The organism is Micromonospora sp. NPDC047730, assembly GCF_043204765.1.
Classification (GTDB): Bacteria; Actinomycetota; Actinomycetes; order Mycobacteriales; family Micromonosporaceae; genus Micromonospora.
In genome coordinates this window covers 72,396-96,974 of sequence record NZ_JBIDCU010000016.1, presented here as the reverse complement: position 1 = coordinate 96,974, position 24,579 = coordinate 72,396, and the positions used below count along the sequence as shown (strand labels likewise).

The window sequence follows — 24,579 nt, the reverse complement described above, 5'->3', positions numbered from 1 at the left end:
GCCCCCGTCCGGGCCGCCGGTCGCCGCCGGCTCAGCCGGCCAGACCGGCCTTCAGCGCCACACCGATCTGCACCGCCCGCCTCGTCGTCAGGGCGGTGGCGCCGAGGGCGATGTCGTCCGGCGCGGTCTCGCCGTTGTTGCTGGTGTGCGAGGCGCCGTACGGGTTGCCGGCGACGAACTGGCTCGGGTCGGTGTAGCCGGGGGTGACCACCACCCCACCCCAGTGGTAGAAGACGGTGAACAGCGACAGCAGGGTCGCCTCCTGGCCGCCGTGGGAGGTGGCCGTCGTGCAGAACGCGGAGTAGACCTTGTTCGCCAGGGCGCCCTGCGACCACAGCGGCCCGGTGGTGTCGATGAACTGCTTGAGCTGGGCGGCCATCACGCCGTACCGGGTCGGCGTTCCGAAGATCACCACGTCCGCCCAGGAGAGGTCGTCCAACTGGGCCTCCGGGACGTCCTGGGTCTCCATGCGGTGCGCGTGCCAGCCCGAGTTGGAGCGGATCGCCTCGTCCGGTGCCAGCTCGCGCACCTTGCGCAGGCGCACCTCGGCGCCAGCCTCACCGGCGGCCTCGCAAGCCGCCTGCGCCATCTGGTACGTGATGCCGGTCGCGCTGTAGTAGATCACCGCGACCTTGGTCTGGGCAGCCATCAGGTGTTTCCCTCCTCATGTCGGGTCAGCTCCGGCGACTACCCGGTACTTGCGGCGTCAAACGGCGGGGGAGGGATCCGGCCCACCCGACGTGCGAGATGCTGGAGTTAACAACTGCTCGCGACTGAGTGTTCTCTAGCATCCTTAGGGGTGTTATGGTGGCCGGGTGAACTTGAAGGAGTGGGCGGCGTCTCAGGGGATTGCGTATGTCACCGCGCGGCGGCAGTACGCGGCTGGGACGCTGCCGGTTCCTACTTTCCGGCTGGGTCGACTCATCATGGTGGGCGAGCCGCTACCTGCTGCCTCGGCTGGCGTCGAGCGGGTGGTGGTGTACGCCCGGGTCTCGTCCGAAGACCAGCGCGCCGACCTTGACCGGCAGGTCGCTCGGGTCGTCACGTGGGCGACCGGGCAGAACCTGCCGGTGTCGCAGGTGGTGACCGAGGTCGGATCCGCACTGGACGGGCACCGCAAGGAGTTCCTCGCTCTGCTGCGTGACCCGATGGTCACGACGATCGTTGTGGAGCACCGCGACAGGTTTGCCCGCTTCGGTGCCGAGTACGTCGAGGCGGCGCTGACCGCGCAGGGTCGCAAGCTGTTGGTGGTCGATCCGGCGGAGGTCGACGACGACCTGGTCCGGGACGTCACGGAGATGTTGACCTCGTTGTGCGCGCGTCTCTACGGCCGTCGGGCTGCTGCGAGTCGGGCGCGCCGGGCGGTCGAGGCCGTCACCGCACAGGACCCGCCGTTGTGAAGGCGATGCAGGCGTACCGGTTCGCTGTGGACCTGACGCCGTGTCAGCAGCGGGCGGTGCTGGCGCATGCGGGCGCGGCCAGGGTGGCGTACAACTGGGGCCTCGCCAGGGTGAAGGCGGTCATGGGCCAGCGCGCCGCCGAACGTTCCTACGGCACGCCCGACGAACTGCTGACTCCGGCCGTCGGGTGGAGTCTCGCCGCGTTGCGCAAGGCGTGGAACGCGGCCAAGTCGGATGTGGCGCCGTGGTGGGCTGAGTGCTCCAAGGAGGCGTACAACACCGGCCTGGACAACCTGGCGCGCGGCTTGAAGAACTGGTCCGATTCCCGGGCAGGCAAGCGCGACGGTCGGCGCGTGGGATTCCCGCGGTTCAAGTCCCGCCGTCGCGCTATCCCCAGCGTCCGGTTCACCACTGGCGCGATCCGGGTGGAGCGGGACCACAAGCATGTCGTGCTGCCCCGGCTGGGCCGGCTGAAGACCCACGAGTCGACCCGCAAGCTCGCCCGCCGTGTCGAGGTGGGCACGGCCCGGATTCTGTCCGCGACCGTGCGCCGTGACGGCGGGCGGTGGCATGTCGCGTTCTGCGTCGAGGTCGAGCGGGCCGCGCGTACCCCGACGCGCCCGCAGGCGGTGGTTGGCGTCGATGTGGGGATCACCCACCTGGCGGTGTTGTCCACCGGCGAGATGGTGCCCAACCCCCGGCACCTGGACGAGGCGGCCCAGCGGATGCGGCGTCTCGCCCGGCAGATGTCGCGGCGCGTCGGGCCGGACCGGCGCACCGGTCAGCGGCCCTCGAATCGGTGGGAACACGCCCGCCAGCAGGCCGCTCGAGCGCATGCGCGGGTGGCGAACCTGCGCCGTGACGGCCTGCACAAGCTCACCACCCGGCTGGCCCGCAAGTACGGCACGATCGTCGTCGAAGACCTCAACGTGGCCGGCATGCTGCGCAACCGGCGGCTAGCCCGGCAGATCGCGGACGCCGGCTTCGGTGAGATCCGCCGACAGGTGACGTACAAGGCTGAATGGAACAGCGGCCGGCGGATCGTGGCCGACCGCTGGTATCCCTCCAGCAAAACCTGTTCGGACTGTGGCGCGGTGAAAGCCAAGCTGCCGCTACGTGTCCGAACCTACAGTTGCGACTCTTGCGGCTTGACCCTCGATCGGGACCTGAACGCCGCGCGTAACCTCGCCGCGCTCGCGCGTGAGGTCACCACCGCCGGGAGTGGCCCGGTGGCAGGACGTGGAGCCGACCGTAAGACCCGCCCCGGCGGGCCGGTGGCCGTGAAGCGTCAACCCGGCCCCGCTCAGGCGGATAAGACCGGGACCGTCCCACCGCAAGGCGGGACATACCGATCAGTCGCTAGAGCGCACTGACAGGTAACGGCATGCTGATCAGGGACGCCACCGCCGAGGACTGGCCGCGGATCTGGCCCTTCCTCCGGGAGATCGTGGCCGCCGGCGAGACGTACACCTGGCCCCGCGACGTCGACGAGGAGCGGGCCCGGACGATGTGGCTGGTGCCCCCGCCGGGCCGCACGGTCGTCGCGGTCGACCCGGACGGCGCCGTGCTCGGCTCGGCGAAGCTGGCGCCCAACCAGCTCGGGCCCGGCGACCACGTGGCCAACGCGAGCTTCATGGTCGCCCCGACCGCCGGCGGGCGCGGCCTGGGACGCGCCCTCGGCGAGCACGTGCTGGCGCTCGCCCGCGCCGACGGCTACCGGGCCATGCAGTTCAACGCCGTCGTGGCGACGAACACCCGGGCGGTGGCGCTCTGGCGCTCCCTGGGCTTCGAGGTCGTCGGCCGGGTGCCCGAGGCGTTCCGGCACCCCGACCAGGGGTACGTGGACCTGCTCGTCATGCACCGCCGGCTCTGAGCCCCCGGCGACCGCGGCGGCTCAAGATGTACGCAAGTTTCGATGCGTACCGATGCCGGGTGGGCCGCCGGCGGGGGATCCTGGTGGCACCGGCGCGGGCGGGCCGGCAGTCGCCCCGCACCGGTCGACCTGAACGGGTGATCGCGCTACGCCGGCCGGGCCGGCGTAGCGCGATCAGGGAGGACGCCCCGGCGGGTCAGTCCAACCGGTCGCGCAGGTCGTCGACCTGCCGCTGTATCCGGTTCACGGCGCTCTCGTTGTTGAGGAAGGTGGTGATCCCGGCGGCGAAGGCCAGCCCGATCAGCACCGCCAGGGCGCTGAGCACCAGGCCGCCGAGCGCCACGCCCCGGCCGGTCACCCCGGGCCGGCGGGCCATCTTGAGCCCGACGATGCCCAGGATCACGCCGATGATGCCGAGCAGCAGGCCGATCCAGGACAGGATCACGGTCAGCACGCTGATCAGCGCGGCCACCCCGAAGACCAACGCGAAGGCCGCGGCGGCGCTGGTCTTGGCCGACGGGCCCGCCCGGCCGGCCCGGGTCGGTGCGCCGGCACCCCGGGCCGGCTCGCTGGACGCAGTCATGTCGCTCCCTCCGGGGCGCGTGACGCGCCCGCCGGCGGCCGGTTTCCCGCTGCGGCGGCCGTCATGCGTCGGATGTCGGGGCCGGTCCTAAGCTGTGGCCCTGCCCCGACCCGAGGAGCCCGATCCCGTGGACCTGACCGGCCGTGAGGCGCTCGCGCTGCGGATGACCAGCCTGCTGCTGCGCCCGCACCCCACCGCCCGCCCGGGCGGGGTCGCCGACGTGGTGGAGTGGTTCGGGGCCATGCAGGCGCAGGATCTGGCGAGCGGCATGTGGTCGCTCGGGGTCCGGCTGCCCGCGCTCAACCACGCCGACGTGCACGCCGCGCTGGAACGCCGGGAGGCGCTGCGCACCTGGCCGATGCGGGGCACCGTGCACCTCGTGCCGCCCCGCGACGTCCGCTGGATGCTGGAGCTGACCGGCGTACGCTCGCTGGCCGCCGCCGCGACGCGCCGCGCGCAGCTCGGGCTGGCCGAGGCCGACGCGGACCGGGCGGTCGACGTGCTCGGCGCCGCGCTGGCCGGCGGCGGCCGGCTCACCCGGGCGCGGTGCCTGGCGGCGCTGGAGGCGGCCGGCATCGGCACCGCCGGGCAGCGCGGCTACCACCTGCTCTGGTACGCGAGCGTGCGGGGCGTCACCTGCCTCGCGCCGAACGTGGGCACCGAGCAGACCTTCGCCCTGCTCGACGAGTGGGCACCCGCGCCGCACCGGCCCGACCGGGACGAGGCGCTGGCGATCCTCGCCCGCCGCTACGTCCGCGGCCACGGGCCGGTCACCGACCGGGAGTTCGCCGGCTGGACGGGCCTGACGCTCACCGACGCCCGCCGGGGCCTCGCCGCGGCCGGCGACGCCCTGGCCCGCGTGCGGGTCGACGGGCAGGAGGCGCTGGTCGACGCGGCCCTGCCGGACGCGCCGCACGTACCGGTCGACGACGACCTGCTGGTGCTGCCCGGCTTCGACGAATACCTGCTGGGCTACAAGGATCGTTCGCTGATGCTCGACGCCGGGCACCGGGATGCGATCGTGCCGGGCGGCAACGGCGTCTTCCAGGCCACGGTCGTGCGCGGTGGTCGGGTCGTGGGCACCTGGAAACGGGCGGTCGGTCGGGACCGGGTGGCCGTGACGGTCCGCCCGCTGACGCCGCTCGGCGCGGCGCAGCGGGCCGGGGTGGAACGCGCCCTCGGCCGCTACGCGGCCTTCCTCGACCGCGCGCTCCACGTCGAGTGGGCGGCCTGAGTCGTCACACCGCCCCATCAGCCCCAGTGGCCCCCGAGCGTAACTTGCTGCTCCTATTCACCGGGCCACCGACGAATCCGCTCCGGTCGGCCGGGTATCCGTCCGGCGACACGAGAGGGGGGTAGACGATCCATGAAGCTCAGCGCACAGCAGGCCAGTTCGCTGTACGGACAGGACGTCAAGGACCGCTCGGGTTCGAAGATCGGCAGCGTGGGTCAGATCTGGACCGACGCCGCCGGCGAGCCGACCTGGGTCAGCGTGAAGACCGGGGTGACGGGCCGGAAGGAGTCGATGGCTCCGCTGGACAAGGCCCGGATCACCGACAGCGGGCTCGCGGTCGACTACGACACGTCCACCGTGAAGAACGCCCCCGCGGTGGACGCCGGCACCGACGAGCCGCTGAACACGGCCCAGATCGAGCAGCTCTACGCCCACTACCACCTGCAGCCGCAGGGCGCGCCGAGCGCCGCCCGGGGGCGGGCGCCGGCCGCGGGCGAGGACCTGATCCGGTCCGAGGAGCGACTGCGGGTCGGCACGGAGAGCCAGCCGGCCGGTACGGCGCGGCTGCGCAAGTACGTCGTCACCGAGAACGTGCACACCACCGTGCCGGTCGAGCACGACGAGGTGTACGTCGAGCGGGAGCCCATCGCCGCCGGCGACGCCCGCGATGTCCGCGCCGACATCGGCGAGGCCGAGCAGGAGATGACCCTGCGCGCCGAACGGCCGGTGGTCGGCAAGGACACGGTGCCCGTCGAGCGGGTCCACCTCGCCAAGGACGAGGTCGTCGAGCAGCAGCCCGTCGACGACCAGATCCGGCGGGAGCGGGTCGAGGCGGAGATCCCGGAGGCCAGCCGGCGACGCCGCTGACCGCCAACACGACAAGGGGCGGGTGGGTCGGCGCGACCCGCCCGCCCCGCGCGTCGTCGCGTCAGTCGGCGAGCGCGCCGGCCGCCCGGCCCTCGTGCAGGGTCAGGTTGCGCCCGTTCGACGGGTCGAACAGGTGGATCTTCTCCAGGTTGAACCAGACCCGCCGATGCTGCCCCTCCGCCACCGGCGACTCGGCCGACAGCCGGGTCACCAGGCTGGCGCCGCCGCCGCTGAAATCGGCGCCCGCGTCGGCCGCCAACTCCTCCAACTCCGCGGCGCTGGCCCGCTCCCCCTCGACGCTGAAGTAGACGTACTTGTCGGAGCCCATCGACTCGACGATGTCGACCGGTGCCTCGAACTCCATGCCCCGGCGGCGGGTGTCGTCGTCGATCAACGCGGCGTCCTCGAAGTGCTCCGGCCGGATGCCGAGGATCAGCTCGCGCGGCGCGTCGCCGCCGGACAGCTCGCGCCGGATCCGCTCGCCGATCGGCACGTCGCCCAACGCCGTACGCAGCTTGCCGTCCTCGACAACCGCGTGCAGGAAGTTCATCGACGGCGAGCCGATGAACCCGGCGACGAAGAGGTTGCGTGGGTGGTCGTACAGCTCCTGCGGCGGGCCGACCTGCTGCACGGCGCCGCCCCGCATGATCACCACGCGGTCGCCGAGGGTCATCGCCTCGGTCTGGTCGTGGGTGACGTAGACGGTGGTGGTGCCGAGTTGCTTCTGCAGGCGCGACACCACGGTGCGCATCTGCACCCGCAGCTTCGCGTCCAGGTTGGACAGCGGCTCGTCCATCAGGAACGCCTTCGGCTGCCGGACGATCGCCCGGCCCATCGCCACCCGCTGGCGCTGGCCGCCGGAGAGGTTCGCCGGCTTGCGGTCCAGCAACGGCGTCAACTCCAGGACCTTCGCCGCCTCCTCCACCTTCTGGTTGATCGTCTCCTTGTCCAGCTTCGCCAGCCGCAGCGGGAACGCCATGTTCTCCCGCACCGTCATGTTCGGGTAGAGGGCGTACGACTGGAACACCATCGCGATGTCCCGGTCCCGGGGGGGCTTGTCGTTGACCCGCTCGCCGCCGATGCGCAGCTCGCCGGAGCTGATGTCCTCCAGGCCCGCGATCATGTTCAGGGTGGTGGACTTCCCGCAGCCGGACGGGCCGACCAGGATCACGAACTCGCCGTCGGCGATCTCCAGGTCGACGTCCCGTACCGCCGTGGTCCCGTCCGGGAACCTCTTGCTCACCTTGTCGAGCACGATGTCAGCCATGACTACCACCTATCCCTTGACTGCGCCGGAGGTCAGGCCGGAGACGATGCGGCGCTGGAAGAAGAGGACGAACAGGATGATCGGAATGGTGATCACCACGGCGGCGGCGCAGATCGCCCCGGTAGGGTCCTCGAACTGCGACTCGCCGGTGAAGAACGACAGCGCCACCGGCACCGTGCGGGCCCGCTCGGTGGAGGTCAGCGTGATGGCGAAGAGGAAGTCGTTCCAGCAGAAGATGAAGACCAGGATCGCCGTGGTGAACAGCCCCGGCGCGGCCAGCGGGGCGATGACCCGCCGGAACGCCTGGCCCTGCGTCGCGCCGTCCATCTTCGCCGCCTTCTCCAGGTCCCACGGGATCTGCTTGAAGAACGCCGACAGCGTGTAGATCGCCAGCGGCAGGGCAAAGGTGATGTACGGCAGGATCAGCCCCGGCCAGGTGTCGAAGAGGCCGAGCTGCCGCTCGATCTCGAACAGCGGCGACACCAGCGACACCTGCGGGAACATCGCGATCAGCAGCGAGACGCCGACCAGCAGCTTCTTGCCGGGAAAGTCCAGCCGGGAGATCGCGTACGCGGCCATGGCGCCGAGCACCACGGCGATCGCGGTGGCGATCAACGCGATGCCGATCGAGTTGACCAGGGCGCGGACGAACTGGTCGGTGGAGAAGATCGTCCGGTAGTTGTCCAGCGTCCACTCACGCGGAATGAACTTCCCGTCCGTCAGGGTCGCCGGGGTCTTGAACGACAACGACATGATCCAGAGCACCGGCACCAGCGCGAAGACGACCACGATGGCGTCCAGCAGGCCCCAGCGCAGCTTGGCCCGGGTGGTGGTCTCAGCCATCTCAGCGCCTCTCCCCGTCGTCGCTGCCCGGAGCAGCGGTACCGAACAGCTTCACGAAGACGAAGGCGATGATCGCCACGGCGATGAAGATCAACACCGACATCGTCGACCCGATGCCGAGGTTCAGGCCCCGGATCAGGTTGTTGTAGGCGAGCATCGACACCGACGAGGTCTCGTTGCCGCCCGCGGTCAGCACGAAGATGTTGTCGAACACCCGGAACGCGTCCAGGGTGCGGAACAGCAGCGCGACCAGGATCGCCGGCTTCATCACCGGCAGCATCACCTTGGTGAACCGCTGCCAGGCGGTCGCGCCGTCGGTGGAGGCGGCCTTGAGCAGGTCCTCCGGCACCAGCGCCAGGCCGGCCATCAGCAGCAGCGCCATGAACGGCGTCGTCTTCCAGATCTCGGCCAGCATGATGATCGCCAGGGAACTGGCCCGCTCGGTCAGCGGCGCACCCTCGCTGAACAGGTTCGCCAGGTAGCCGGTGCCGGGCGTCCACGCGTACCGCCAGGAGAACGCCGCGACCACCGTGACGATGCCGTACGGGATCAGCGCCGCGGTGCGGACGATGCCCCGGCCGACCAGCGTGCGGTGCATGATCAGCGCCAGCCCCATGCCGAGCACCAGCTCGACCGCGACGGTGACCACGGTGATCAGCGCGGTCACCCCGAACGCCGTCCACCAGAACTCGTTGGTCAGCACCGTGACGTAGTTCTCCAGCCCGATGAACTCGCGCTCGTCGGGGAAGCGCAGGTCGAAGCGCTGAAGCGACAGCCAGACCGAGTAGAGGATCGGGTACGCGGTCACCAGCACCATGACCAGCGCGGCGGGGGCGCAGAGCAGCCAGCCCAGGCGGCGCTCGGCCCTCTTGTTCTCGCTCAGCGGGGCCTTCCGGCCGCGACCGCCCCGCTGGGCCGGCACCGCGGCGTGCCGCCCGGCGGGGCGCTCGGCCTGCGCCGTGGCGTCGGCGCCGGCGGGCGTGGCGTTGACGCTCACGGCAGGACCCCCTTCGAGTCGAGGGCGTCGGCGATGGCGTCGCGCAGCTCGTCGGCGGTCTGCTGTGGCCTGATCGCCGACGGCGGCGACAGGATCGCCGACATGACGGTGGAGATGCTCTGGTACGCCGGGGTCAGCGGCCGGACCGCCGGGTCCCTGAGCTCCTCGAGGATGGTCTCCTTCATCGGGTACGCCTCGGCCATCTCCGGGTCGTCGTAGACCTTCTCGATGGTCGGCGGCACGCCGTCGTTGATCGCGGAGAACTTCTGGTTCTTCTCGTTGCGGATGCACCTGGCCGCCTCGAAGGACTCCTCGGGGTGCTTCGAGTACGCGCTGACCGCCATGTTGACCCCGCCGATGGTGACCTTGCTCGGGGTGTTCTCGTCGATGCCCGGGATCCGCGCCCAGCCGACCTGCTTGGCCAGCTCCGGGTTGGCCTCCTGCATCGCCGGGTAGACGAACGGCCAGTTCACCTGGAACGCGCCGCTGCCGGACTGGAACTCCAGCCGGACGGGGTCCTCGGTGGCGTTGCTGAACGACGGCGACGTCACGCCCGACGTGGCGAAGCGCTGGAGCTGCTCCAGCGCCCGGACGGTGCCGGCGTCCATCACGGCCTGCTCGCCGTCGTCGCTGAGGATCTTGCCGCCGGCGCTCTCGGCGAGGGTGTTGTAGAGGACGACGAGACCCTCGTACTGCGCGCCCATCGTGAGCACCTGGTACGGCTTGCCCTGCTGCTTCAGCTCCTGGGCAGTGGAGATCATCTGGTCCCAGGTCCTCGGCGGCTCGGGGACGAGGTCCTTGCGGTACCAGAGCAGCTGCACGTTGGTGTTCTTCGGCGCGCCGTAGAGCCTGTCCTGGTAGCGGGCCGTCTCGAGGGGGCCGGCGAGGGTGCCCTGCTCCACCTCGGCCTTGTCCTGGCCGGTCCACTCCAGGATCCAGTCGGCGCTGGCGAACTCCTGGGTCCAGGTGACGTCGAGGCCGAGCACGTCCATGCCGCTGTCCTGCGCGGCCAGCCGGCGGACCAACTGCACCCGCTGGTCGTCCGCCTGCCGCGGCAGCACCCGATAGGCGATCTTGTAGCGCCCCTGGGCCTGCGCGTTGCAGTCGTCGACGACCTTCTGCAGGTTCTGCTCCGGCGGGTAGTACAGGTTGATCGTGGGCGTGCCGCCGTCCCCGCCGGAGCCGCAGGCTGCCGCCATCGGCGCCACCAGCGTCAACGCCGCGGCCGCGGCCACCGCGCGCACGCGGGGCCGTCCCCGGCGTCGGGCCTTGTCAGGGTCGCTCATCACCCCTCCCCTCGTGTCGGCCAAAGCCGGGGTGATGCTCCGTGCCCCGGCGCACGGCGGAACGATCAGGGCGTTGACCTGCGGATCCGCCGCCCCGGCGTTTCGTGGCCCCAACACTGCCCGACCTGCGAAGTCGCGAAACCTGACGCTGGTGAGACGACCCCGACAGGGGCTGGGTGTGGTGCGGATCACCGCCGTGCGGGTCCGCCGGGCCGCCCGTAGGCTCGGCCGATGGACGCCACCTTCTTCTTCGACCCCGCCTGCCCGTGGACCTGGCGCACGTCCCGGTGGCTCGTCGCCGTCGCCGACGCCCGCGGTCTGCACCTCGAGTGGCGGGCGTTCAGTCTGGCCATCCTCAACGAGGGGAACGTCGCGCCGCAGTTCGCCGAGGCGATGGCCGCCTCCAGCCGGGCGCTGCGGCTGGTGGAGGCGCTGCGCGCCGACGGCCGCCACGACGACGTCGCCCGGTTCTACGCCGAGGTCGGCGCGCGCAGCCACGACGCCGGCAACCCGCTGTCGCCGAAGATCGTGGACGCGGCCGTCGAGGCCACGGACCTCCAGGAGGCGGCGCCGGCCCTCGACGACGACCGCTGGGACGACGCGGTACGCGAGTCGCACGCGCTGGCGTACGCCTCCGCCGGCCCGGACGTCGGCTCACCCGTGCTGATGCTGCCCGGCGCCGAACGCGGCATCCACGGCCCGATCCTGACCGAGGTCCCCGGCACCGACGACGCCCTGACCATCTGGGACTCCCTGCTTCCCCTGATCCGAATGCCCGCCTTCCACGAAATCAAGCGCACCCGCCACTGACCCTCCCGCCTCCCCTCCTCCCCTCCCGCCTCCCGCCTCCCGCCTCACCCCGTTGATCATGAAGTTGTTGGGGCGAATTGTCCGCTTCGTCGCCGCTAACTTCATGATCAACGGGGCGGGGCGGGGCGGGGGTGGGGCGGCAGGGCGGACTGGTCGGCGGAGCGGGCGTGGCGGGGCGGGTCGGGCGGGGTGGGGCGGGGTGATGGGGGCGTGATCGCGAGTTTCAAGGACCTCTGCCTGGACGCCGCCGACCCCCGCGAGACGGGGGGCTTCTGGGCGCGGGTGCTCGACGGCGACGCGGTGGACCTCGGCGACGGGGACACGCGGGTCGACCCCCGGGGGGCCCGGTCCGGGGCCGAGTCGATCTGGGTCAACCGGGTGCCCGAGCCGCGTACGGTCAAGACCCGCATACACCTGGACGTGCGCCTGACCGAGGCGGACCCGGCGGCGCTGCTGGCGGCCGGCGCCCGGCTGGTGCGCGAGCCGGACGCGGAGATCGGCTGGTGGGTGCTGGCCGACCCCGACGGCAACCTGTTCTGCGCGTTCCCGCCCCGCGAGGGCGCCCGACCCGGGCCGTTCGAGCTGATCGTCGACGCGGCCGACCCGGCAGCCCAGGCCGCCTGGTGGGCCGGGGTGACCGGCGGCAAGGTCGAGGCCGGCGATGGGGGCGCGGTCTCGGTGGTGGGCGCCGCCGGCTTCCCGTGGGACTGGTGGGTCTTCGACCCCGTGCCGGAGCGCAAGACGGTCAAGAACCGGATGCACTGGGACGTCGACCTGACCGACCCGGAGCCGACCGCGCTGCTCCGGGCCGGCGCGACGCTGCTGCGCGAGCCCGACGACGCGGTCCGCTGGTGGGTCCTGGCCGACCCCGAGGGCAACGAGTTCTGCGCCTTCGCACCGCGTCCCACCCAGTGAGCGGCGGAGCTACCGAGCGGCCGGCCGGTCGACTAACGTTTCCGTAGCTCCGCAGCCAGCGCGTTCGCCGCCGACGTCGACACGCCTCCGGCCGACCCCATCCTGTCCGATCGGTTGGTTCTCGCGGGAACTCCCCTGCACCGCTCCACCGGTTGGGCAGGATCGTCCCCAACGAGGAGGTGCCGTCGTGCAGGACACCCGCGCTCTCGCCCTGACGTTCGAGGTGAGCGGCCTGCCACCGGTCAAGACCGAGGCGCTGTCCATCTTCGCCGCCGGGCACCGGCAGGCGACGAGGGTCCGCGCCCTGCTCCTGGCGGCCTGCGAGGCGGCCCAGCGCACCGGCTGGACCCCGCTGTCGGGGCCGGTCGAGGTGGACCTCGTGCTGCGCTGCCCGCCGGGGCACCGCACCTCCGACGCCAGCACCCTGCTCGGCGGGGTGTGCGCGGTGCTCCAGGACAAGAAGCGGGTGGCCAGCATCGGCCTGGCGCACCTCGGCGTCCTCGTGGACGTCGCCCTCTACGACGACGACCGGCAGATCCGCCGGCTGTCGTACGTGGAGGAACCGGCCGACGAATTCTCGTACCAGGTGCGGGTAGCCGCCGTACCGAACGTGGTTTGACCGACGACCGTGGTGGGGTACCGCGGACGCCGACGAAGGGAGCGCCGATGTCGGAGCCACATGTCACGCTGGACCCTCGCGGGCTCGATCCCGTGCAGCAGAAGCTGCGCGGCCCGCTGGAGGACCAGCTGACCTCGGCGCTGCAGGCCGCGACGGAACGGGTCCGGGCCAGCTACGCCGGTGAGCCGGTCGAGCAGGTCTGCCAGCGGCTGCTCGACGAGACGCGCGGCGGCCTGCACCCCGACATCGCGGCCGGCTTCCAGCCGGACATGGACGAGTTCTGCCGGGTGGCGGTGGCGATCGTGCGCGGCGAGGTCTCCTGACGTCGCGGGGGCATCGCCCCGGCGCGCCGGTCAGTAGCGGTCGAGGTTCGCGTACGGGCTGATCACGATGCGCGGCGACAGCGCCGGGTTGAGCCACCGCAGGACGGCCACCAGGTTGGTGTGCGACAGGCTGACGCAGCCGGCGGTGGGGTTACCACCGCTGGTGCTGAACTCGTGCAGGAAGATGCCGCTGCCCGCGTACGGCACGGGCTTCGCCACGTTCGGCGGCATGTTGTAGGTGATCACCGCGAAGTGCGTGTACGCGGGCGTCTCCTGCCACAGCGCCTCGCTGTAGCCGCCCGGGTTGGTGGCGCTGTGCTGGAAGGTGTTGTAGAGCGACGACTCCGGGTTCTCGTTCCACCAGTCGCCGCTGACGAGGCGGTGGTACGGGTAGCGCACGCCCGGGTTGGCCCCGATGCCGTACATGGTCGGGCCGATCGAGTAGACCCCGGTCGGGGTGGTGGGCACCCCTTCCACGTGGTTGTCGCTGAAACCCTTCGACCCGATCCGGGCGGGCAGCGCGCCCGACACCCGCCGCCAGTGGCCCAGCACCTTGGCGTACGTCTCGAGGGTCGCGTAGGTGGTGGTGTAGCTGGCGCCGCCGACGACGATGACCTGCCGGCACTCCACCGGCAGCGTCCGCAGCTTGGCGGCGCGGTTGTTCGGGTCGACCCACATGCGCCGGTCACTCGGATAGCGGGCCACGGTGGTCGTGGTGCTCCAGGCGTCCCGGGTTGCCGGGGCCACGGGGGCCGCGGAGGCGCGGGCCGCGGGGGCGACGACGGCGGACGCCGCCGCGCCGGCAGCGGCAATTAGGAGGTTTCTCCGGTTCATGCCGGACATCCTGGCAGCCGGCACACGTTCCCGTGGTCCCTTGGCATCACGGTTCCCGACCCCTTGATGTCGAGCCGGGGTGGAGGGGGCGTGTCCGCTGGGGGCGGGTCAGGACCGGGTCCGCAACTCCCCGATCCTGACCCCCAGCCGTCCGGCGTGGTAGCGGACATCACCGAATGAGCGCGCGGGCGTGGCACGCCGCCCACGCCGGGCTCACCACGGCGAGCCTGCCGCCTGCACTCAGCTCCACGGTGCCCAACTACCGGACTTCGGCGCGCCCCCGACTCACCCCGACGAGCCGTGAGCGCCGGATCAGGTTAGGCGCGCGTCCGCGGGCCGGACAAGGACGAACCGGGTCCGAGCGAGCGTGATTGATGTCAAGGTGAAAAAGCGGCATGTCGACGTAACGCGGCCCTGCGGGCCAGCGCTGTTCCCCGTCGAGGCGACCGCCGTGGCGCGGCCCTCGCGCCGCCGCCCGCGACCAGCGTACGGCTCAGAAGTGGAGCAGCAGTTCGGGGAACGCGGACAGCCGCAGCACGCCCCGGTCGGCCGGGTCCAGCTCGGCGTGCTCCAGCACCCACGTGTTGTCGTTGGGGATGAACACGGCGTTCATACCGGCGGCGCGGGCGGGCAGGATGTCGGACTTCGGGGAGTTGCCGATCATCCAGGCGACGGCCGGGTCGATGTCGTGCTCCCGGGTCAGCCACCGGTAGGTGTCGACGTCCTTCTCGGGCACGATGTGGGCGGCCCGGAAGTGGTGCAGCAGCCCGGAGGCGTCGAGCTTGCGCTGCTGGTCCTCGGGCTCGCCCTTGGTCAGCAGCAACAGCTCGTGCCGGCCGGCCAGGTCGTCCAGCGCCTCGGCCACCCCCGGCATCAGCTCCACCCGGTGATCGGCCAGCGCCGCCGCGAGACCCTCGATCTCGCGCCGCTCGGCCTCCGTGGCGGGCCGCTGGCGCAGCCGCTCCAGGCACTCGGCCAGGCTGCGCAGGAAGACCTTGCTGCCGTAGCCGTGCGCGACCGTGTTGGCCCGCTCGATGTCGTCCAGGATGGCGCGGGTCTCGGCGCGGTCGAGCGTGGGGTGGTCCAGCCACTCCAGGAAGTCGTCGATCACCCGCTCGAACAGGATGTTGTTCTCCCAGAGCGTGTCGTCGGCGTCGAAGACGAGCACCTGCCCGCCGCGCCGGCGCGTCGTGTCTGCCATGGCTTTCCTCCCGTTGACGGCCGGCGCCACGGTACTGCCCTCCGCCGGCCCGGTCATCCGGGTTCCGCCGGCCCGGCGCCCGTCACGCCGGTCGTGGCGGAGGGTCACGGGCCGGCGAGCAGCCTCGCCACGGCCATCTCCTCCCGCTGTTCCTACGTCTCCGGGCGCAGCCGCCCGCCGCGGGTGAGCATGACCATGCCGTGTGGCAGGGCCCAGCCGAGCTCGGCGAGTGTGTCCGGGTCGCGGCCGGCCGCCAGCGGCGCCACGGCGGCGCGCAGCTCGGCGAAGGCGGCCCGCGGCGCGCCCGGCACCGGGTCGCGGCCGAGGGTGAGGTCCGCGGTGTGGGCGAGCATCGCGTCGTACACCTCGGGGTTGGCGTACGCGAAGTCGAGGTAGGCCGTCACCACCCCCGGCCAGGCGCCGCGGTCGCTCCCGCCGGTGGCCCGGGGCGGCGGCGAGCGCGGCGGCCAGGTCGGCGAAGCCACGCACCGCCACGGCGGACATGATCCCGCAACCCATGCCCCTGCGGGGCGGACACCCGGCGACGCGGTCCGCCCCCGGCACCGGTGCCGCGAGCCCGGCCGGCTCGGTGACAGGCACCCGACGGGGCGCCGCCCGGTCAGCGGCGCAGGGTGAGGATCAGGTCGGCGACCAGCGCCGTCCAGCCGGTCTGGTGCCAGGCGCCCAGGCCCGCCCCGTTGTCGCCGTGGAAGTACTCCGGGAAGCAGATCAGGTCCCGCCAGTCCGGGTGGGTCTGGAAGAGCTGGGCGGCGCCGTAGATCGGGCGCCGGCCCCAGCCGTCGCGGGTGAACAGCGAGATCAGCCGCGCGGAGAGGTCGTCGGCGATCTCGTCGAGCGTCCGCTTCACCCCCGAGCGCGTCGGGTACTCCACCTGGAGGTCGTCGCCGAAGAACGCGGCGTAGTCGCGCAGCGCGCTGATCAGCAGGAAGTTCGTCGGCATCCAGATCGGGCCGCGCCAGTTGGAGTTGCCGCCGAACAGGCCGCTGGTCGACTCGGCCGGCTCGTAGCCGACGCTGAACTCCTGGCCGCCGAGGGTCACCGAGAACGGCTTGTCCAGGTGGGCCCGGGACAACGTCCGCAGGCCGTACTCGGAGAGGAACTCGTCGGGGTCGAGCATCCGGGCCAGCAGCGGGACGATCTGCTCCGGGCCGACCATGGACAGCAGCCGGTGCTGGCGGCCGTCCGGCCCGAGCCGCCGCGCGCCGATCACGTCGGCGTACTCGGGGCGGTTGGTGAGGAACCAGCGCAGCCGGGCGCCCAGTTCGGGCAGCCGGTGCAGGGTACGCGCGGTGAGCCGGGTGGTGGCGGCCAGCGGCAGCAGCCCCACCACCGAGCGGACCTTCAGCGGCACCTTCGTGCCGTCGGCGAGCCGCAGCACGTCGTAGAAGAACGCGTCCTCGTCGTCCCACAGGCCCTGCTCGTACGCGGCGGCCGCGATGTAGGCGAAGTGCTCGAAGAACTTGGTGGCGGTGTCGACCCAGGTGCGGTCGTGCTCGGCCAGCACGATCGCGATGTCGAGCAGGTTGAGGGCGTACATGGCCATCCAGCCGGTGCCGTCGGACTGCTCCAGCACCCCCGCCACGGGCAGCGCCGCCGAACGGTCGAACGGGCCGACGTTGTCCAGCCCGAGGAAGCCACCCTCGAAGACGTTGTTGCCGCCGGTGTCCTTGCGGTTGACCCACCAGGTGAAGTTGATCAGCATCTTGTGCATCGCCCGGGCCAGGAAGTCGTGGTCCCGGCTGCCGTCGATCTCGAACACCTTGAGCGCCGCCCAGGCGTGCACCGGCGGGTTCACGTCGCCGAACGCCCACTCGTACGCCGGGATCTGCCCGTTGGGGTGCAGGTACCACTCGCGGAGCAGGAGCAGCAGTTGCTCCTTGGCGAAGCCGGGGTCGACCCGGGCGATGCTGACGCAGTGGAAGGCCAGGTCCCAGGCCGCGTACCAGGGGTACTCCCACGGGTCCGGCATGGAGATCACGTCGAAGCTGCTCATGTGCCACCAGGCGCTGTTGCGCCCGTGCCGGCGACCGGGCGGCGGCGCGGACCCCGGATCGCCCTCCAGCCAGCGCTTGACGTCGAAGTGGTAGAACTGCTTGCCCCACATCAGCCCGGCGATCGCCTGCCGGGCGACCAGGGCCTCGTCCGGGGTCGCCGCGGCCGGGATCACGCCGGCGAAGAACCGGTTCGCCTCCGCCCGCCGGGCCCAGACCACCGCGTCGAAGCCGTCGCCGAGGTCCGCCGGCGGGGGCGGGGTGCCGCCCGGCGGCGGGGCGGTACGGGTCAGCCGCAGCCGGATCCGCCGCTGCGCGCCGGCCGGCACGTCCAGCACGTAGTGCAGCGCGCCCTTGGTGCCCTCCCGGGCCGGGTTGACCGTCGCGGCCCCGTCAACGACGTGGTCGTTGATGCCGTCCTTCGGGTAGCGGGACCGGCTGCGCAGCCCCCAGAGCCGCTCGGCGTTGCTGTCGTTGTCGCAGAGCAGCGGCGTGGGCTCGCCGTCGCCCTCCAGCAGCAGCTGGCCGAGCACCCGGTGCTCCCCCACCAGCCGCGACCCCTCGCCGACCAGCCGAGGCACCCGGTCGCAGCCGGGCAGCCCCCACGCCCAGGTGTTGCGGAACCAGAGGGTGGGCAGCACGTGCAGGGTGGCCGCCCGGTCGCCCCGGTTGGCGACCGTGACGACGACGCACATGTCCGTCGGGGTCGCCTTGGCGTAGTCGACGGTCACCGCCCAGTACCGGTCGTCGTCGAAGATGCCGGTGTCGACCAGCTCGTACTCGGTGTCGTCCCGGCCGCGCAGGGCGTTGACCGCGACCAGCTCGTCGTATGGGAAGGCGGCCTGCGGGTAGTGGTACCGCCAGCGCATCCACGAGTGGGTGGGCGTGGAGTCCTCGTACCACCAGTACTCCTTGGCGTCCTCCCCGTGGTTGCCGCCGTCGCCGCCGAGGCCGAACATCCGCTCCTTGAGGATCGGGTCCTTGCCGTTCCACAGGGCGAGGGCGAAGCAGAACGTCTGCCGGTCGTCGCAGACGCCGGCCATCCCGTCCTCGCTCCACCGGTAGGCTCGGGACCGCGCGTGGTCGTGCGGGAAGTAGTCCCAGGCCGTACCGTGCTCGCTGTAGTCCTCCCGTACCGTCCCCCACGCCCGTTCGGACAGATAGGGACCCCATGCGCGCCAGTCCTGCTCCCCGGCGTCGGCCTGAGCCAGCCGGAGCCGTTCGGGGTCGGGCGCGCGGTCGTCGGGGGGCGGCATGTCGGTGATCACTCGCACATCTTCGACGCCGCCGGGGGACTTCACCACACGGGCCATTCTCGTCGTGGTCCGTCGCACGCCGCGGCCGGTGGAGGAAAGTTGATCGACATTCGCTTGGGTCCGCAGGTGTGCGGCGACCTGACCGGCGGGGCGGCCCGGGAGTGGCTGGTCACCGACGGCCTCGGCGGGTACGCCATGGGCACCGTCAGCGGGCTGCGGACCCGCCGCTACCACGGCCTGCTGGTGGTGGCCGGTGAGACGCCGGCGTCCCGACGGGTGGGACTGGTCAGCCTGGACCCGGCGGTGGTCCTCCCCTCCGGCGCCCGGGTGCGCCTGGGCGCGCACGAGTGGGCCTCCGGCGACGTCGACCCGCGTGGCTTCGAGCTGCTGGAGCGGTTCGACCTGACCGACGGCCTGCCCCGGTGGCGCTGGCGGGTCGGCGACGTGGTGATCGAGCGGGAGCTGGCGATGACGCACGGCCGCCCGTGCGTGGCGGTGGTGCACCGGCTGGTCTCCGGCGGTCCGGTGCGGCTCGAACTGGCGGCGGTCTGCACCTGGCGGGACGCGCACGGCGAGCGCCGCGCCGACGGGGCGGCCCCGCGGGTGGAGCCGGTGCCGGGCGGGGCGGTGGTGGAGGGCGGTTTCCGGCTCGCCGGGCCGGACTGGACGCCGGAGGGTCAGTGGTGGCACGGCGCGCACCACCGGGAGGAGGCGGCGCGCGGCCTGCACCCCGACGAGGACCTCTGGTACGCCGGTCGCTTCTCCGGGGAGCTGGGCGGGCCGGGCGACACGGTGTCGGTGCTCGCCTGGGCCGGCGACCCGGCGCAGGAGCTCCCGCCGGCGACCGAGGTGGTGGCGGCGGCCCGGGCCCGCAACCGGCGGGTCGTGGCGGCGGCGAAGCCGGCGGACCCGGTCGAGGCGACGCTCGCGCTGGCCGCGGACGCCTTCGTGATCCGCACCGGCGCCGGGCCGGACGTGGTGGCCGGCTACCCGTGGTTCGGCGCCTGGTCGCGGGACACGATGATCTCCTACGAGGGGCTGTTCCTCTGCACCAACCGGGCCGACGAGGGCCGCGAGCTGCTGCGGGCGTACGCGGCGACGCTGTCGGAGGGGATGCTCGCCAACACCGCCGACACCGGCCGGGTGGAGTACAACACCGTCGACGCGACGCTGTGGTTCCTGCACGCGGTGAGCCGGCACGTCACCGTCACCGGCGACACCGACCTCGGCGACGAGCTGCTGCCCGCGTTGCGCGGGGTGGTCGACGCGCACCTGGCCGGCACCCGGTTCGGTATCGCCGTCGACCCGGCCGACGGGCTGCTCACCCAGGGCGGCACCCCGGGCACGGCGCTGACCTGGATGGACGCCCGGGTGTACGGGGTGCCGGTCACGCCGCGCACCGGCAAGCCGGTGGAGGTCAACGCGCTGTGGGTCAACGGGCTGGCCGGCCTCGCCGAGCTGACCGAGCTGGCCGGGCGGGACGCGACCGACCTGTGGCGGCTGCACGAGCGGGCCGTCGCCGCGTTCCGGGACCGGTTTCCCGCCCCGACGGGCTGGCTGCACGACGTGGTGGACGCGCCCGCGCCGGCGTACCCGCTGGGCGGGGCCGCGCACCACGACGACGACCTGCTCCGCCCCAACCAGTTGCTGGCCTGGTCGCTGCCGTACGCCCCGCTGGAGCCCAACGAGCCCACGCTGCGCCGGGTCGCCGCCGGGCTGCTCACCCCGCTGGGCCCGCGCAGTCTCTCCCCCGACTCGCCCGAGTTCGTCGGGCGGCACCGGGGCGGGCCGGCCGAGCGCGACGGCGCCTACCACCAGGGCACCGTGTGGCCCTGGCTGCTCGGTCCGTACGCCGACACCGCCCGGCGGGCCAAGATGCCGGTCGACGACCTTTTCGTGGGCATCGAAGCTCATCTGACCGAATACGGCCTGGGATCGGTGAGCGAGACGGCCGACGGCCTCCCGCCGCACGGCGCGACCGGCTGCCCGTTCCAGGCGTGGTCGGTCGCCGAGGTGCTACGCGTGCGCCGCACCCGCCGGTAGCGCTTTACACGACCGCAACGGCGGCGTCTCCGCTGGTTAGCCGGCCGCCAGGAGGATGGGTGCCGATCCGGTCGCGACACCCGGCGGGCACCCTCCGTGGTGCCGGCGCGCGCTCGGGGACAACTCAAAGGGGGCCGCATGTCACCTGACGCCGACGTGATCGACATCCACCCCACCCGGCAGCAGCGGGTGCTGATGCTCTCCTGGGAGTACCCGCCCGTGCTCGTGGGCGGGCTCGGCCGGCACGTGCACGCCCTGTCGGTGGCCCTGGCCGCCGCCGGGCACGAGGTCACCGTCGTCACCCGGCACGCCGACGGCGCGCCCCTGGAGGAGTACGCCGACGGCGTCCGGATCCTGCGGGCCGCCGAGGACCCGGTGACCTTCCCGCTGGCCACCTCCTCCCTGCTCGCCTGGACGATGGCGTTCAACCACACCCTGACCCGGGCCGCCCTGCGCGCCACCGAGGCCGGCACGTACGACGTGATCCACGCCCACGACTGGCTCGTCGCGCACACCGCCGTCACCCTCGCCGAGCACCTGGATCTGCCGCTGGTCAGCACCATCCACGCCACCGAGGCCGGCCGGCACCAGGGCTGGCTGCCGGAGGAGATGAACCGCACCATCCACGGTGTCGAGCACTGGCTGAGCAACGCCTCCGCCCGGGTGATCGCCTGCTCCGGCTACATGCGCGAACAGGTCGCCACGCTCTTCGACCTGCCGGCCGACCGGATCGACGTGGTGCCCAACGGGGTCGACGACCGGGCCTGGCGGGCGCAACCCCGGGCGGTCGCCTCGGCCCGCGCCCGGTTCGCCGGCGACGGCCCCCTCGTCGGGTACGCCGGCCGGCTGGTCTACGAGAAGGGCGTGCAGCACCTGGTGCACGCCGTGCCGCACCTGCGCGACCGGCACCCCGGGCTGCGGGTGGTGATCGCGGGCGACGGCCCCTACCGCGCCGAGTTGGAGGAGGAGGCCCGCCGGCTCGCGCTCGGGCAGACCGTACGCTTCGCCGGCTTCCTGGACTCGACCCAGCTCCCGGCGCTGCTCGGCGCCACCGACGCGACCGTGGTGCCCAGCCTCTACGAGCCTTTCGGGATGGTGGCCCTGGAGGCGGCGGCGGCCGGCGCGCCCCTCGCGGTGGCCCGCACCGGCGGCCTCGCGGAGATCGTCGAGCCGGGCGTGACCGGCGTGACCTTCCCGCACAGCGACCCGGACGCCCTCGCCGGCGCGGTCGACCGGCTCATCGGCGACGAGGTCTTCGCCCGGCGGGTGGCCCGGCAGGCCCGCACCATGGTCGGCCGGCGGTACGGCTGGGCCACCATCGCGGCCCGGACCGCCGGCACGTACGCGACCGCGTGCCGGGAGCACGGCCCGGCGCAGGCCCGGCGGGCCGCCGCCCGGCTCGGTGAGCCCCGGCAGAAGATCACCATTCCCGAGGGGAATCTCCTCGCGGTCGGCGGCGCCGCCTGCTGAACCGGCCGGCGGCCTGCCGGACGGCGTGCGGGACGGCGTGCCGGGCCACCCCGCGCGGCACGCCGTCCGGTGGCCGACAGAACGGCCCCGCCCGCCCGGCGGCACGCGATACTTCCTGGTGGCCCGGCATCGACCGGCACCCCTCCCCGACACCACCCTCTGTGGACCGTCCGGGTGATGCCCCTGCGCCACCGCGACGAACTACAGTGGCGTAGTTTTGGCGCTCAAGATCCCTGGGGAGGGCGAGCCGACATGATGGGACCGTCCCACGCGCTGTCCGGCGCGGCGGTGTGGCTGACCGGGTCCTGGGCGCTGGACCACTTCGCCAACTACCACCAGACTCCGCTGGAGCTCGCCGTCGGCACCGCGGTCTGCGCCGGCGGGGCGCTCTTCCCCGACCTCGACCTGTCCGGCAAGGTGACCCGCAACCAGGGCGGGGCCACCGTCGCCCGCACCTTCGGCGTGTTCTCGCTCTTCATCGCCGAGGTGATGGAGAAGATCTCGCTCGGGGTCTACTACGCGACCAAGCTCAGCAAGGACCCCCGCCGCAACAACGGCCACCGGACGCTGACCCACACCATCCCGTTCACCCTGCTGGTCGGCTGGGGCACCACCACGCTCTGCGCCGCGTACGGCAAGTGGGCGGTGATCGGCATCCTGTTCTTCATGTTCGGGCTGGCCCTGCGCGGGCTGTTCGACAAGTGGGCGGAGCGGGCCGGCTGGGTCATCGTGACCCTCGCGTCGGCCGGAGCGGCCTGGTTCACCTTCGCCAACCTGCCCGGCGACCGGGGCTACCCGCTGATCGGCACCGCCGTCGGGGTGGGCTGCTTCGTGCACATCCTCGGCGACATGATCACCCGGGCGGGCGTGCCGATCCTGTGGCCGATCCCGATCAAACGTCGGATGTGGACGCCGATCGGCCTGCCGAACAAGATCGCCCTGCGGGCCGGCAGCAAGACCGAGGTGATCGTCGTCCGGGCCGTGCTGACGGCGGTCTCGGTGCTCGCGGCACTCGGGCTGGTCGCCCCGTCGGTGTTGCAGCGCTTCAACATCGAGGGCTGAGCGGCCCCCGACCCGTCAGGACAGCGCCTCGGCGGCCCAGCGCACCAGCAACTCCAGCACCGGCCGGCGGCCGGCCATCATCTCCGCCTCGTCACGCGCGTCGTAGGTCCCGCTGATCGCGGTCCGGCCGAGCCGGCCGAGCATCATCGGCGCCAGCCAGAAGTACTTGGCCGCCCCGGTGAGCCGGACGGCCCGGACGACCACGGCCGGTGCGACGGCGCCGCGCAGCCCCTCGACGTAGCGGTCGACCACCGTGGCGGCCACCTCGTCGAGCAGGGCGACGTCGACCAGCCCGTCGAGGAAGGTGTCGAGCACCAGGTTCGCCGCGTCCTCGCCGAGCGGCCCCGGCCCGACGCCCGACCAGTCCAGCAGCACCGGGCCGTCGTCGCCGAACACCAGGTTTATGGGCCAGCAGTCGTGGTGGCAGAGCGTGCGGGGCATCGGGTCGGTGGCCGCCAGCACCTCGTGCCGCCGCTCCCACAGCGTGCGCAGGGCGTCGCGCAGGGGGCGCGGCCAGGCGGCGACGGCGACCGGGTGCTCCCACGGCACCGGGGCGGCCACCGGCCGGGTGAGCGTGTAGTCGCGCAGCCAGTCACGCGCCAGCCAGAACGACGCCCGGCCGCCCGGCAGCAGCTCCCGCGCCTCGGGATCGCCCAGCCAGCGGGCGTGTCCGGCGCCGAGCCGGGCGGCAACCTCGCCGAGGTCGGCGGGCGTGCAGGCGATGCCCGGCCGGCCGGTCGCCTCGGCCAGCCACAGCGCCACCGAGCCGTCCGGCCGGTCGTCGACCGCCAGCGGCGTCGGCGCGGCCAGCCCCGCGTCGGCGTACACGGCGGTGGCCAGGCCGCTGCGGTACGCCTCGACCTCGCGTCGCCAGTAGTTCCAGTGCCCCGGCTCGTCGCTGCCGGCCCAGTGCGCGGGGCCCGGGCGGCCGGGCGGGGTGACCAGCTTCAGCACGGCCGCCTGTCCGTCCCGGCGGGTGCGCCAGATGCCGCCGGTCACCCCGTTGAGCGTGTTGTGGGTGAGCTGCTCGGCCGGCACGCCGGCAGGGACGAGGTCGGCCGGTGGACGGTCCGGCACGCCGGTCACCGTCAGGGCCGGTCGGCGTGGTCGGCCCGGGGGGCCGCCGGCACCGGGCCCTCGGAGCCGGCGGGCGACTGCTGGGCGGCCACGGTGTCGGAGGGATCGGTGCGGCGCCAGCGGGGCAGGAGCCGGGTCGCCGCCGGCGAGCCGTGCACGACGGCGGCGTAGGCCACGACGGGGCAGAGCAGCGCCGCCGTCGTGAGCGGCCAGGCCAGCACCGCGTCGGTGACGGCCGTCTCCGTGACCGCCGCGACGCCGCCGACGTACAGCCCGACGATCACCACGGCGACGGCGCAGGCCGCCAGCGTGCGGGCCACCGGCCCGTGGCGGCTCGCGGCGGCGTCGGCGATCACGACGGCCGGCGCCACCGCCAGCGGCACGAGCGCGGCGCCCAGCAGGGCGGCGACCAGCACCCAGAACGGCCCGGCCAACGGACTGCCCAGGGGGGCACCCGTGACCAGCGCGTACGCGAACAGCGCCAGGTAGCAGACCACCGCCTCGACGACGAACACCAGCCAGGCGGCCACCGCCCCGGCGACGTACCGGGCCACCGTGCCGATCATGGAACCTCCCCCGATGCCGGCGGGCTCCCCCGGCCCGCGTC

Annotated in this window: 24 protein-coding genes; 12 read left to right on the top strand and 12 right to left on the bottom strand. The window is 72.9% G+C overall.

Features of this window, described 5'->3' with window-relative positions; all coding sequences use genetic code 11:
- Positions 1–31: 31 nt before the first annotated feature.
- Complete coding sequence (gene wrbA, locus ACGF5G_RS28180; protein WP_350711126.1) at positions 32–649, bottom strand: NAD(P)H:quinone oxidoreductase; 618 nt, start codon at positions 647–649, stop codon at positions 32–34.
- A gap of 166 nt (positions 650–815) precedes the next feature.
- Between wrbA and ACGF5G_RS28175 the strand changes: the two genes are divergently transcribed.
- Genes ACGF5G_RS28175 through ACGF5G_RS28165 form a run of 3 tightly spaced genes read left to right on the top strand, consistent with a single transcriptional unit; the run spans position 816 to position 3,273 of the window.
- Positions 816–1,400 (top strand): IS607 family transposase, encoded by a 585-nt coding sequence (locus ACGF5G_RS28175; RefSeq protein WP_393268143.1) that lies wholly within the window; start codon positions 816–818, stop codon positions 1,398–1,400.
- 5 nt (positions 1,401–1,405) lie between these two features.
- The gene (gene tnpB / locus ACGF5G_RS28170) at positions 1,406–2,773 is read left to right on the top strand and encodes an IS607 family element RNA-guided endonuclease TnpB (protein ID WP_393268295.1); all 1,368 of its coding nucleotides are present in this window, start codon (positions 1,406–1,408) and stop codon (positions 2,771–2,773) included.
- 11 nt (positions 2,774–2,784) lie between these two features.
- Positions 2,785–3,273, top strand: coding sequence for a GNAT family N-acetyltransferase (locus ACGF5G_RS28165; protein WP_393268142.1), 489 nt, complete (start codon positions 2,785–2,787; stop codon positions 3,271–3,273).
- A 196-nt stretch (positions 3,274–3,469) separates the two neighbouring features.
- On the opposite strand, the gene ACGF5G_RS28160 is transcribed toward ACGF5G_RS28165, so the two are convergent.
- The gene (locus tag ACGF5G_RS28160; protein ID WP_393268140.1) at positions 3,470–3,856 is read right to left on the bottom strand and encodes a DUF4190 domain-containing protein; all 387 of its coding nucleotides are present in this window, start codon (positions 3,854–3,856) and stop codon (positions 3,470–3,472) included.
- 163 nt (positions 3,857–4,019) lie between these two features.
- On the opposite strand from ACGF5G_RS28160, the gene ACGF5G_RS28155 reads away from it, so the two are divergent.
- Positions 4,020–5,090, top strand: a complete 1,071-nt coding sequence (locus ACGF5G_RS28155) for a winged helix DNA-binding domain-containing protein (RefSeq protein WP_393268293.1) — start codon at positions 4,020–4,022, stop codon at positions 5,088–5,090.
- Positions 5,091–5,222: 132 nt separating this feature from the next.
- Positions 5,223–5,957, top strand: coding sequence for a YsnF/AvaK domain-containing protein (locus ACGF5G_RS28150; protein WP_393268138.1), 735 nt, complete (start codon positions 5,223–5,225; stop codon positions 5,955–5,957).
- 61 nt (positions 5,958–6,018) lie between these two features.
- Here ACGF5G_RS28150 and ACGF5G_RS28145 read toward each other — a convergent pair whose 3' ends face one another.
- Genes ACGF5G_RS28145 through ACGF5G_RS28130 form a run of 4 tightly spaced genes read right to left on the bottom strand, consistent with a single transcriptional unit; the run spans position 6,019 to position 10,350 of the window.
- A complete protein-coding gene (locus ACGF5G_RS28145; protein ID WP_393268136.1) occupies positions 6,019–7,224 on the bottom strand; it encodes an ABC transporter ATP-binding protein in 1,206 nt (401 codons plus the stop codon).
- A gap of 9 nt (positions 7,225–7,233) precedes the next feature.
- The gene (locus ACGF5G_RS28140; RefSeq protein ID WP_393268134.1) at positions 7,234–8,067 is read right to left on the bottom strand and encodes a carbohydrate ABC transporter permease; all 834 of its coding nucleotides are present in this window, start codon (positions 8,065–8,067) and stop codon (positions 7,234–7,236) included.
- A 1-nt stretch (position 8,068) separates the two neighbouring features.
- Positions 8,069–9,064 carry a carbohydrate ABC transporter permease gene (locus ACGF5G_RS28135; RefSeq protein WP_393268133.1) on the bottom strand — a complete coding sequence of 332 codons (996 nt, stop codon included), beginning with the start codon at positions 9,062–9,064 and terminating at the stop codon, positions 8,069–8,071.
- The gene (locus ACGF5G_RS28130) at positions 9,061–10,350 is read right to left on the bottom strand and encodes an ABC transporter substrate-binding protein (protein WP_393268130.1); all 1,290 of its coding nucleotides are present in this window, start codon (positions 10,348–10,350) and stop codon (positions 9,061–9,063) included. The genes ACGF5G_RS28135 and ACGF5G_RS28130 overlap by 4 nt, the downstream gene beginning before the upstream one ends.
- A gap of 231 nt (positions 10,351–10,581) precedes the next feature.
- On the opposite strand from ACGF5G_RS28130, the gene ACGF5G_RS28125 reads away from it, so the two are divergent.
- From ACGF5G_RS28125 to ACGF5G_RS28110, 4 genes are all read left to right on the top strand, one after another.
- The gene (locus ACGF5G_RS28125; protein WP_393268128.1) at positions 10,582–11,160 is read left to right on the top strand and encodes a hypothetical protein; all 579 of its coding nucleotides are present in this window, start codon (positions 10,582–10,584) and stop codon (positions 11,158–11,160) included.
- 210 nt (positions 11,161–11,370) lie between these two features.
- The gene (locus ACGF5G_RS28120) at positions 11,371–12,075 is read left to right on the top strand and encodes a VOC family protein (protein WP_393268126.1); all 705 of its coding nucleotides are present in this window, start codon (positions 11,371–11,373) and stop codon (positions 12,073–12,075) included.
- Positions 12,076–12,262: 187 nt separating this feature from the next.
- Entirely contained in the window at positions 12,263–12,694 is a 432-nt protein-coding gene (locus ACGF5G_RS28115; RefSeq protein ID WP_393268124.1) for a hypothetical protein, read from the top strand.
- Positions 12,695–12,741: 47 nt separating this feature from the next.
- Complete coding sequence (locus tag ACGF5G_RS28110) at positions 12,742–13,017, top strand: hypothetical protein (RefSeq protein WP_350684079.1); 276 nt, start codon at positions 12,742–12,744, stop codon at positions 13,015–13,017.
- A gap of 30 nt (positions 13,018–13,047) precedes the next feature.
- On the opposite strand, the gene ACGF5G_RS28105 is transcribed toward ACGF5G_RS28110, so the two are convergent.
- The 4 genes from ACGF5G_RS28105 to ACGF5G_RS28090 form a co-directional block, all read right to left on the bottom strand.
- Entirely contained in the window at positions 13,048–13,851 is an 804-nt protein-coding gene (locus ACGF5G_RS28105; protein ID WP_393268121.1) for a L,D-transpeptidase, read from the bottom strand.
- 493 nt (positions 13,852–14,344) lie between these two features.
- Positions 14,345–15,052, bottom strand: a complete 708-nt coding sequence (locus ACGF5G_RS28100) for an HAD family hydrolase (protein ID WP_357703915.1) — start codon at positions 15,050–15,052, stop codon at positions 14,345–14,347.
- Between the two features lie 152 nt (positions 15,053–15,204).
- Positions 15,205–15,537, bottom strand: coding sequence for a TetR-like C-terminal domain-containing protein (locus ACGF5G_RS28095; RefSeq protein WP_393268118.1), 333 nt, complete (start codon positions 15,535–15,537; stop codon positions 15,205–15,207).
- 134 nt (positions 15,538–15,671) lie between these two features.
- A complete protein-coding gene (locus ACGF5G_RS28090; protein ID WP_393268290.1) occupies positions 15,672–18,320 on the bottom strand; it encodes a glucosidase in 2,649 nt (882 codons plus the stop codon).
- Positions 18,321–18,419: 99 nt separating this feature from the next.
- On the opposite strand from ACGF5G_RS28090, the gene ACGF5G_RS28085 reads away from it, so the two are divergent.
- From ACGF5G_RS28085 to ACGF5G_RS28075, 3 genes are all read left to right on the top strand, one after another.
- Positions 18,420–20,363 (top strand): amylo-alpha-1,6-glucosidase, encoded by a 1,944-nt coding sequence (locus ACGF5G_RS28085; RefSeq protein WP_393268116.1) that lies wholly within the window; start codon positions 18,420–18,422, stop codon positions 20,361–20,363.
- A 138-nt stretch (positions 20,364–20,501) separates the two neighbouring features.
- Positions 20,502–21,833: a glycosyltransferase family 4 protein gene (locus tag ACGF5G_RS28080; RefSeq protein WP_393268115.1), complete on the top strand. Its 1,332-nt coding sequence runs from the start codon at positions 20,502–20,504 to the stop codon at positions 21,831–21,833.
- A 252-nt stretch (positions 21,834–22,085) separates the two neighbouring features.
- Positions 22,086–22,895 (top strand): metal-dependent hydrolase, encoded by an 810-nt coding sequence (locus tag ACGF5G_RS28075; RefSeq protein ID WP_350711186.1) that lies wholly within the window; start codon positions 22,086–22,088, stop codon positions 22,893–22,895.
- Between the two features lie 15 nt (positions 22,896–22,910).
- On the opposite strand, the gene ACGF5G_RS28070 is transcribed toward ACGF5G_RS28075, so the two are convergent.
- A complete protein-coding gene (locus tag ACGF5G_RS28070) occupies positions 22,911–23,972 on the bottom strand; it encodes a phosphotransferase (RefSeq protein ID WP_393268113.1) in 1,062 nt (353 codons plus the stop codon).
- 11 nt (positions 23,973–23,983) lie between these two features.
- Positions 23,984–24,538, bottom strand: coding sequence for a hypothetical protein (locus tag ACGF5G_RS28065; protein WP_393268111.1), 555 nt, complete (start codon positions 24,536–24,538; stop codon positions 23,984–23,986).
- Positions 24,539–24,579 lie beyond the last annotated feature (41 nt).

Coding starts and splice junctions, on each gene's coding strand:
- wrbA (WP_350711126.1), bottom strand. CDS start 649: ATGGCTGCCCAGACCAAGGTCGCGGTGATCTACTACAGCGCGACCGGC.
- tnpB (WP_393268295.1), top strand. CDS start 1,406: ATGCAGGCGTACCGGTTCGCTGTGGACCTGACGCCGTGTCAGCAGCGG.
- ACGF5G_RS28165 (WP_393268142.1), top strand. CDS start 2,785: ATGCTGATCAGGGACGCCACCGCCGAGGACTGGCCGCGGATCTGGCCC.
- ACGF5G_RS28160 (WP_393268140.1), bottom strand. CDS start 3,856: ATGACTGCGTCCAGCGAGCCGGCCCGGGGTGCCGGCGCACCGACCCGG.
- ACGF5G_RS28155 (WP_393268293.1), top strand. CDS start 4,020: ATGACCAGCCTGCTGCTGCGCCCGCACCCCACCGCCCGCCCGGGCGGG.
- ACGF5G_RS28150 (WP_393268138.1), top strand. CDS start 5,223: ATGAAGCTCAGCGCACAGCAGGCCAGTTCGCTGTACGGACAGGACGTC.
- ACGF5G_RS28145 (WP_393268136.1), bottom strand. CDS start 7,224: ATGGCTGACATCGTGCTCGACAAGGTGAGCAAGAGGTTCCCGGACGGG.
- ACGF5G_RS28140 (WP_393268134.1), bottom strand. CDS start 8,067: ATGGCTGAGACCACCACCCGGGCCAAGCTGCGCTGGGGCCTGCTGGAC.
- ACGF5G_RS28130 (WP_393268130.1), bottom strand. CDS start 10,350: ATGAGCGACCCTGACAAGGCCCGACGCCGGGGACGGCCCCGCGTGCGC.
- ACGF5G_RS28125 (WP_393268128.1), top strand. CDS start 10,582: ATGGACGCCACCTTCTTCTTCGACCCCGCCTGCCCGTGGACCTGGCGC.
- ACGF5G_RS28110 (WP_350684079.1), top strand. CDS start 12,742: ATGTCGGAGCCACATGTCACGCTGGACCCTCGCGGGCTCGATCCCGTG.
- ACGF5G_RS28105 (WP_393268121.1), bottom strand. CDS start 13,851: ATGAACCGGAGAAACCTCCTAATTGCCGCTGCCGGCGCGGCGGCGTCC.
- ACGF5G_RS28100 (WP_357703915.1), bottom strand. CDS start 15,052: ATGGCAGACACGACGCGCCGGCGCGGCGGGCAGGTGCTCGTCTTCGAC.
- ACGF5G_RS28090 (WP_393268290.1), bottom strand. CDS start 18,320: ATGCCGCCCCCCGACGACCGCGCGCCCGACCCCGAACGGCTCCGGCTG.
- ACGF5G_RS28080 (WP_393268115.1), top strand. CDS start 20,502: ATGTCACCTGACGCCGACGTGATCGACATCCACCCCACCCGGCAGCAG.
- ACGF5G_RS28075 (WP_350711186.1), top strand. CDS start 22,086: ATGATGGGACCGTCCCACGCGCTGTCCGGCGCGGCGGTGTGGCTGACC.
- ACGF5G_RS28065 (WP_393268111.1), bottom strand. CDS start 24,538: ATGATCGGCACGGTGGCCCGGTACGTCGCCGGGGCGGTGGCCGCCTGG.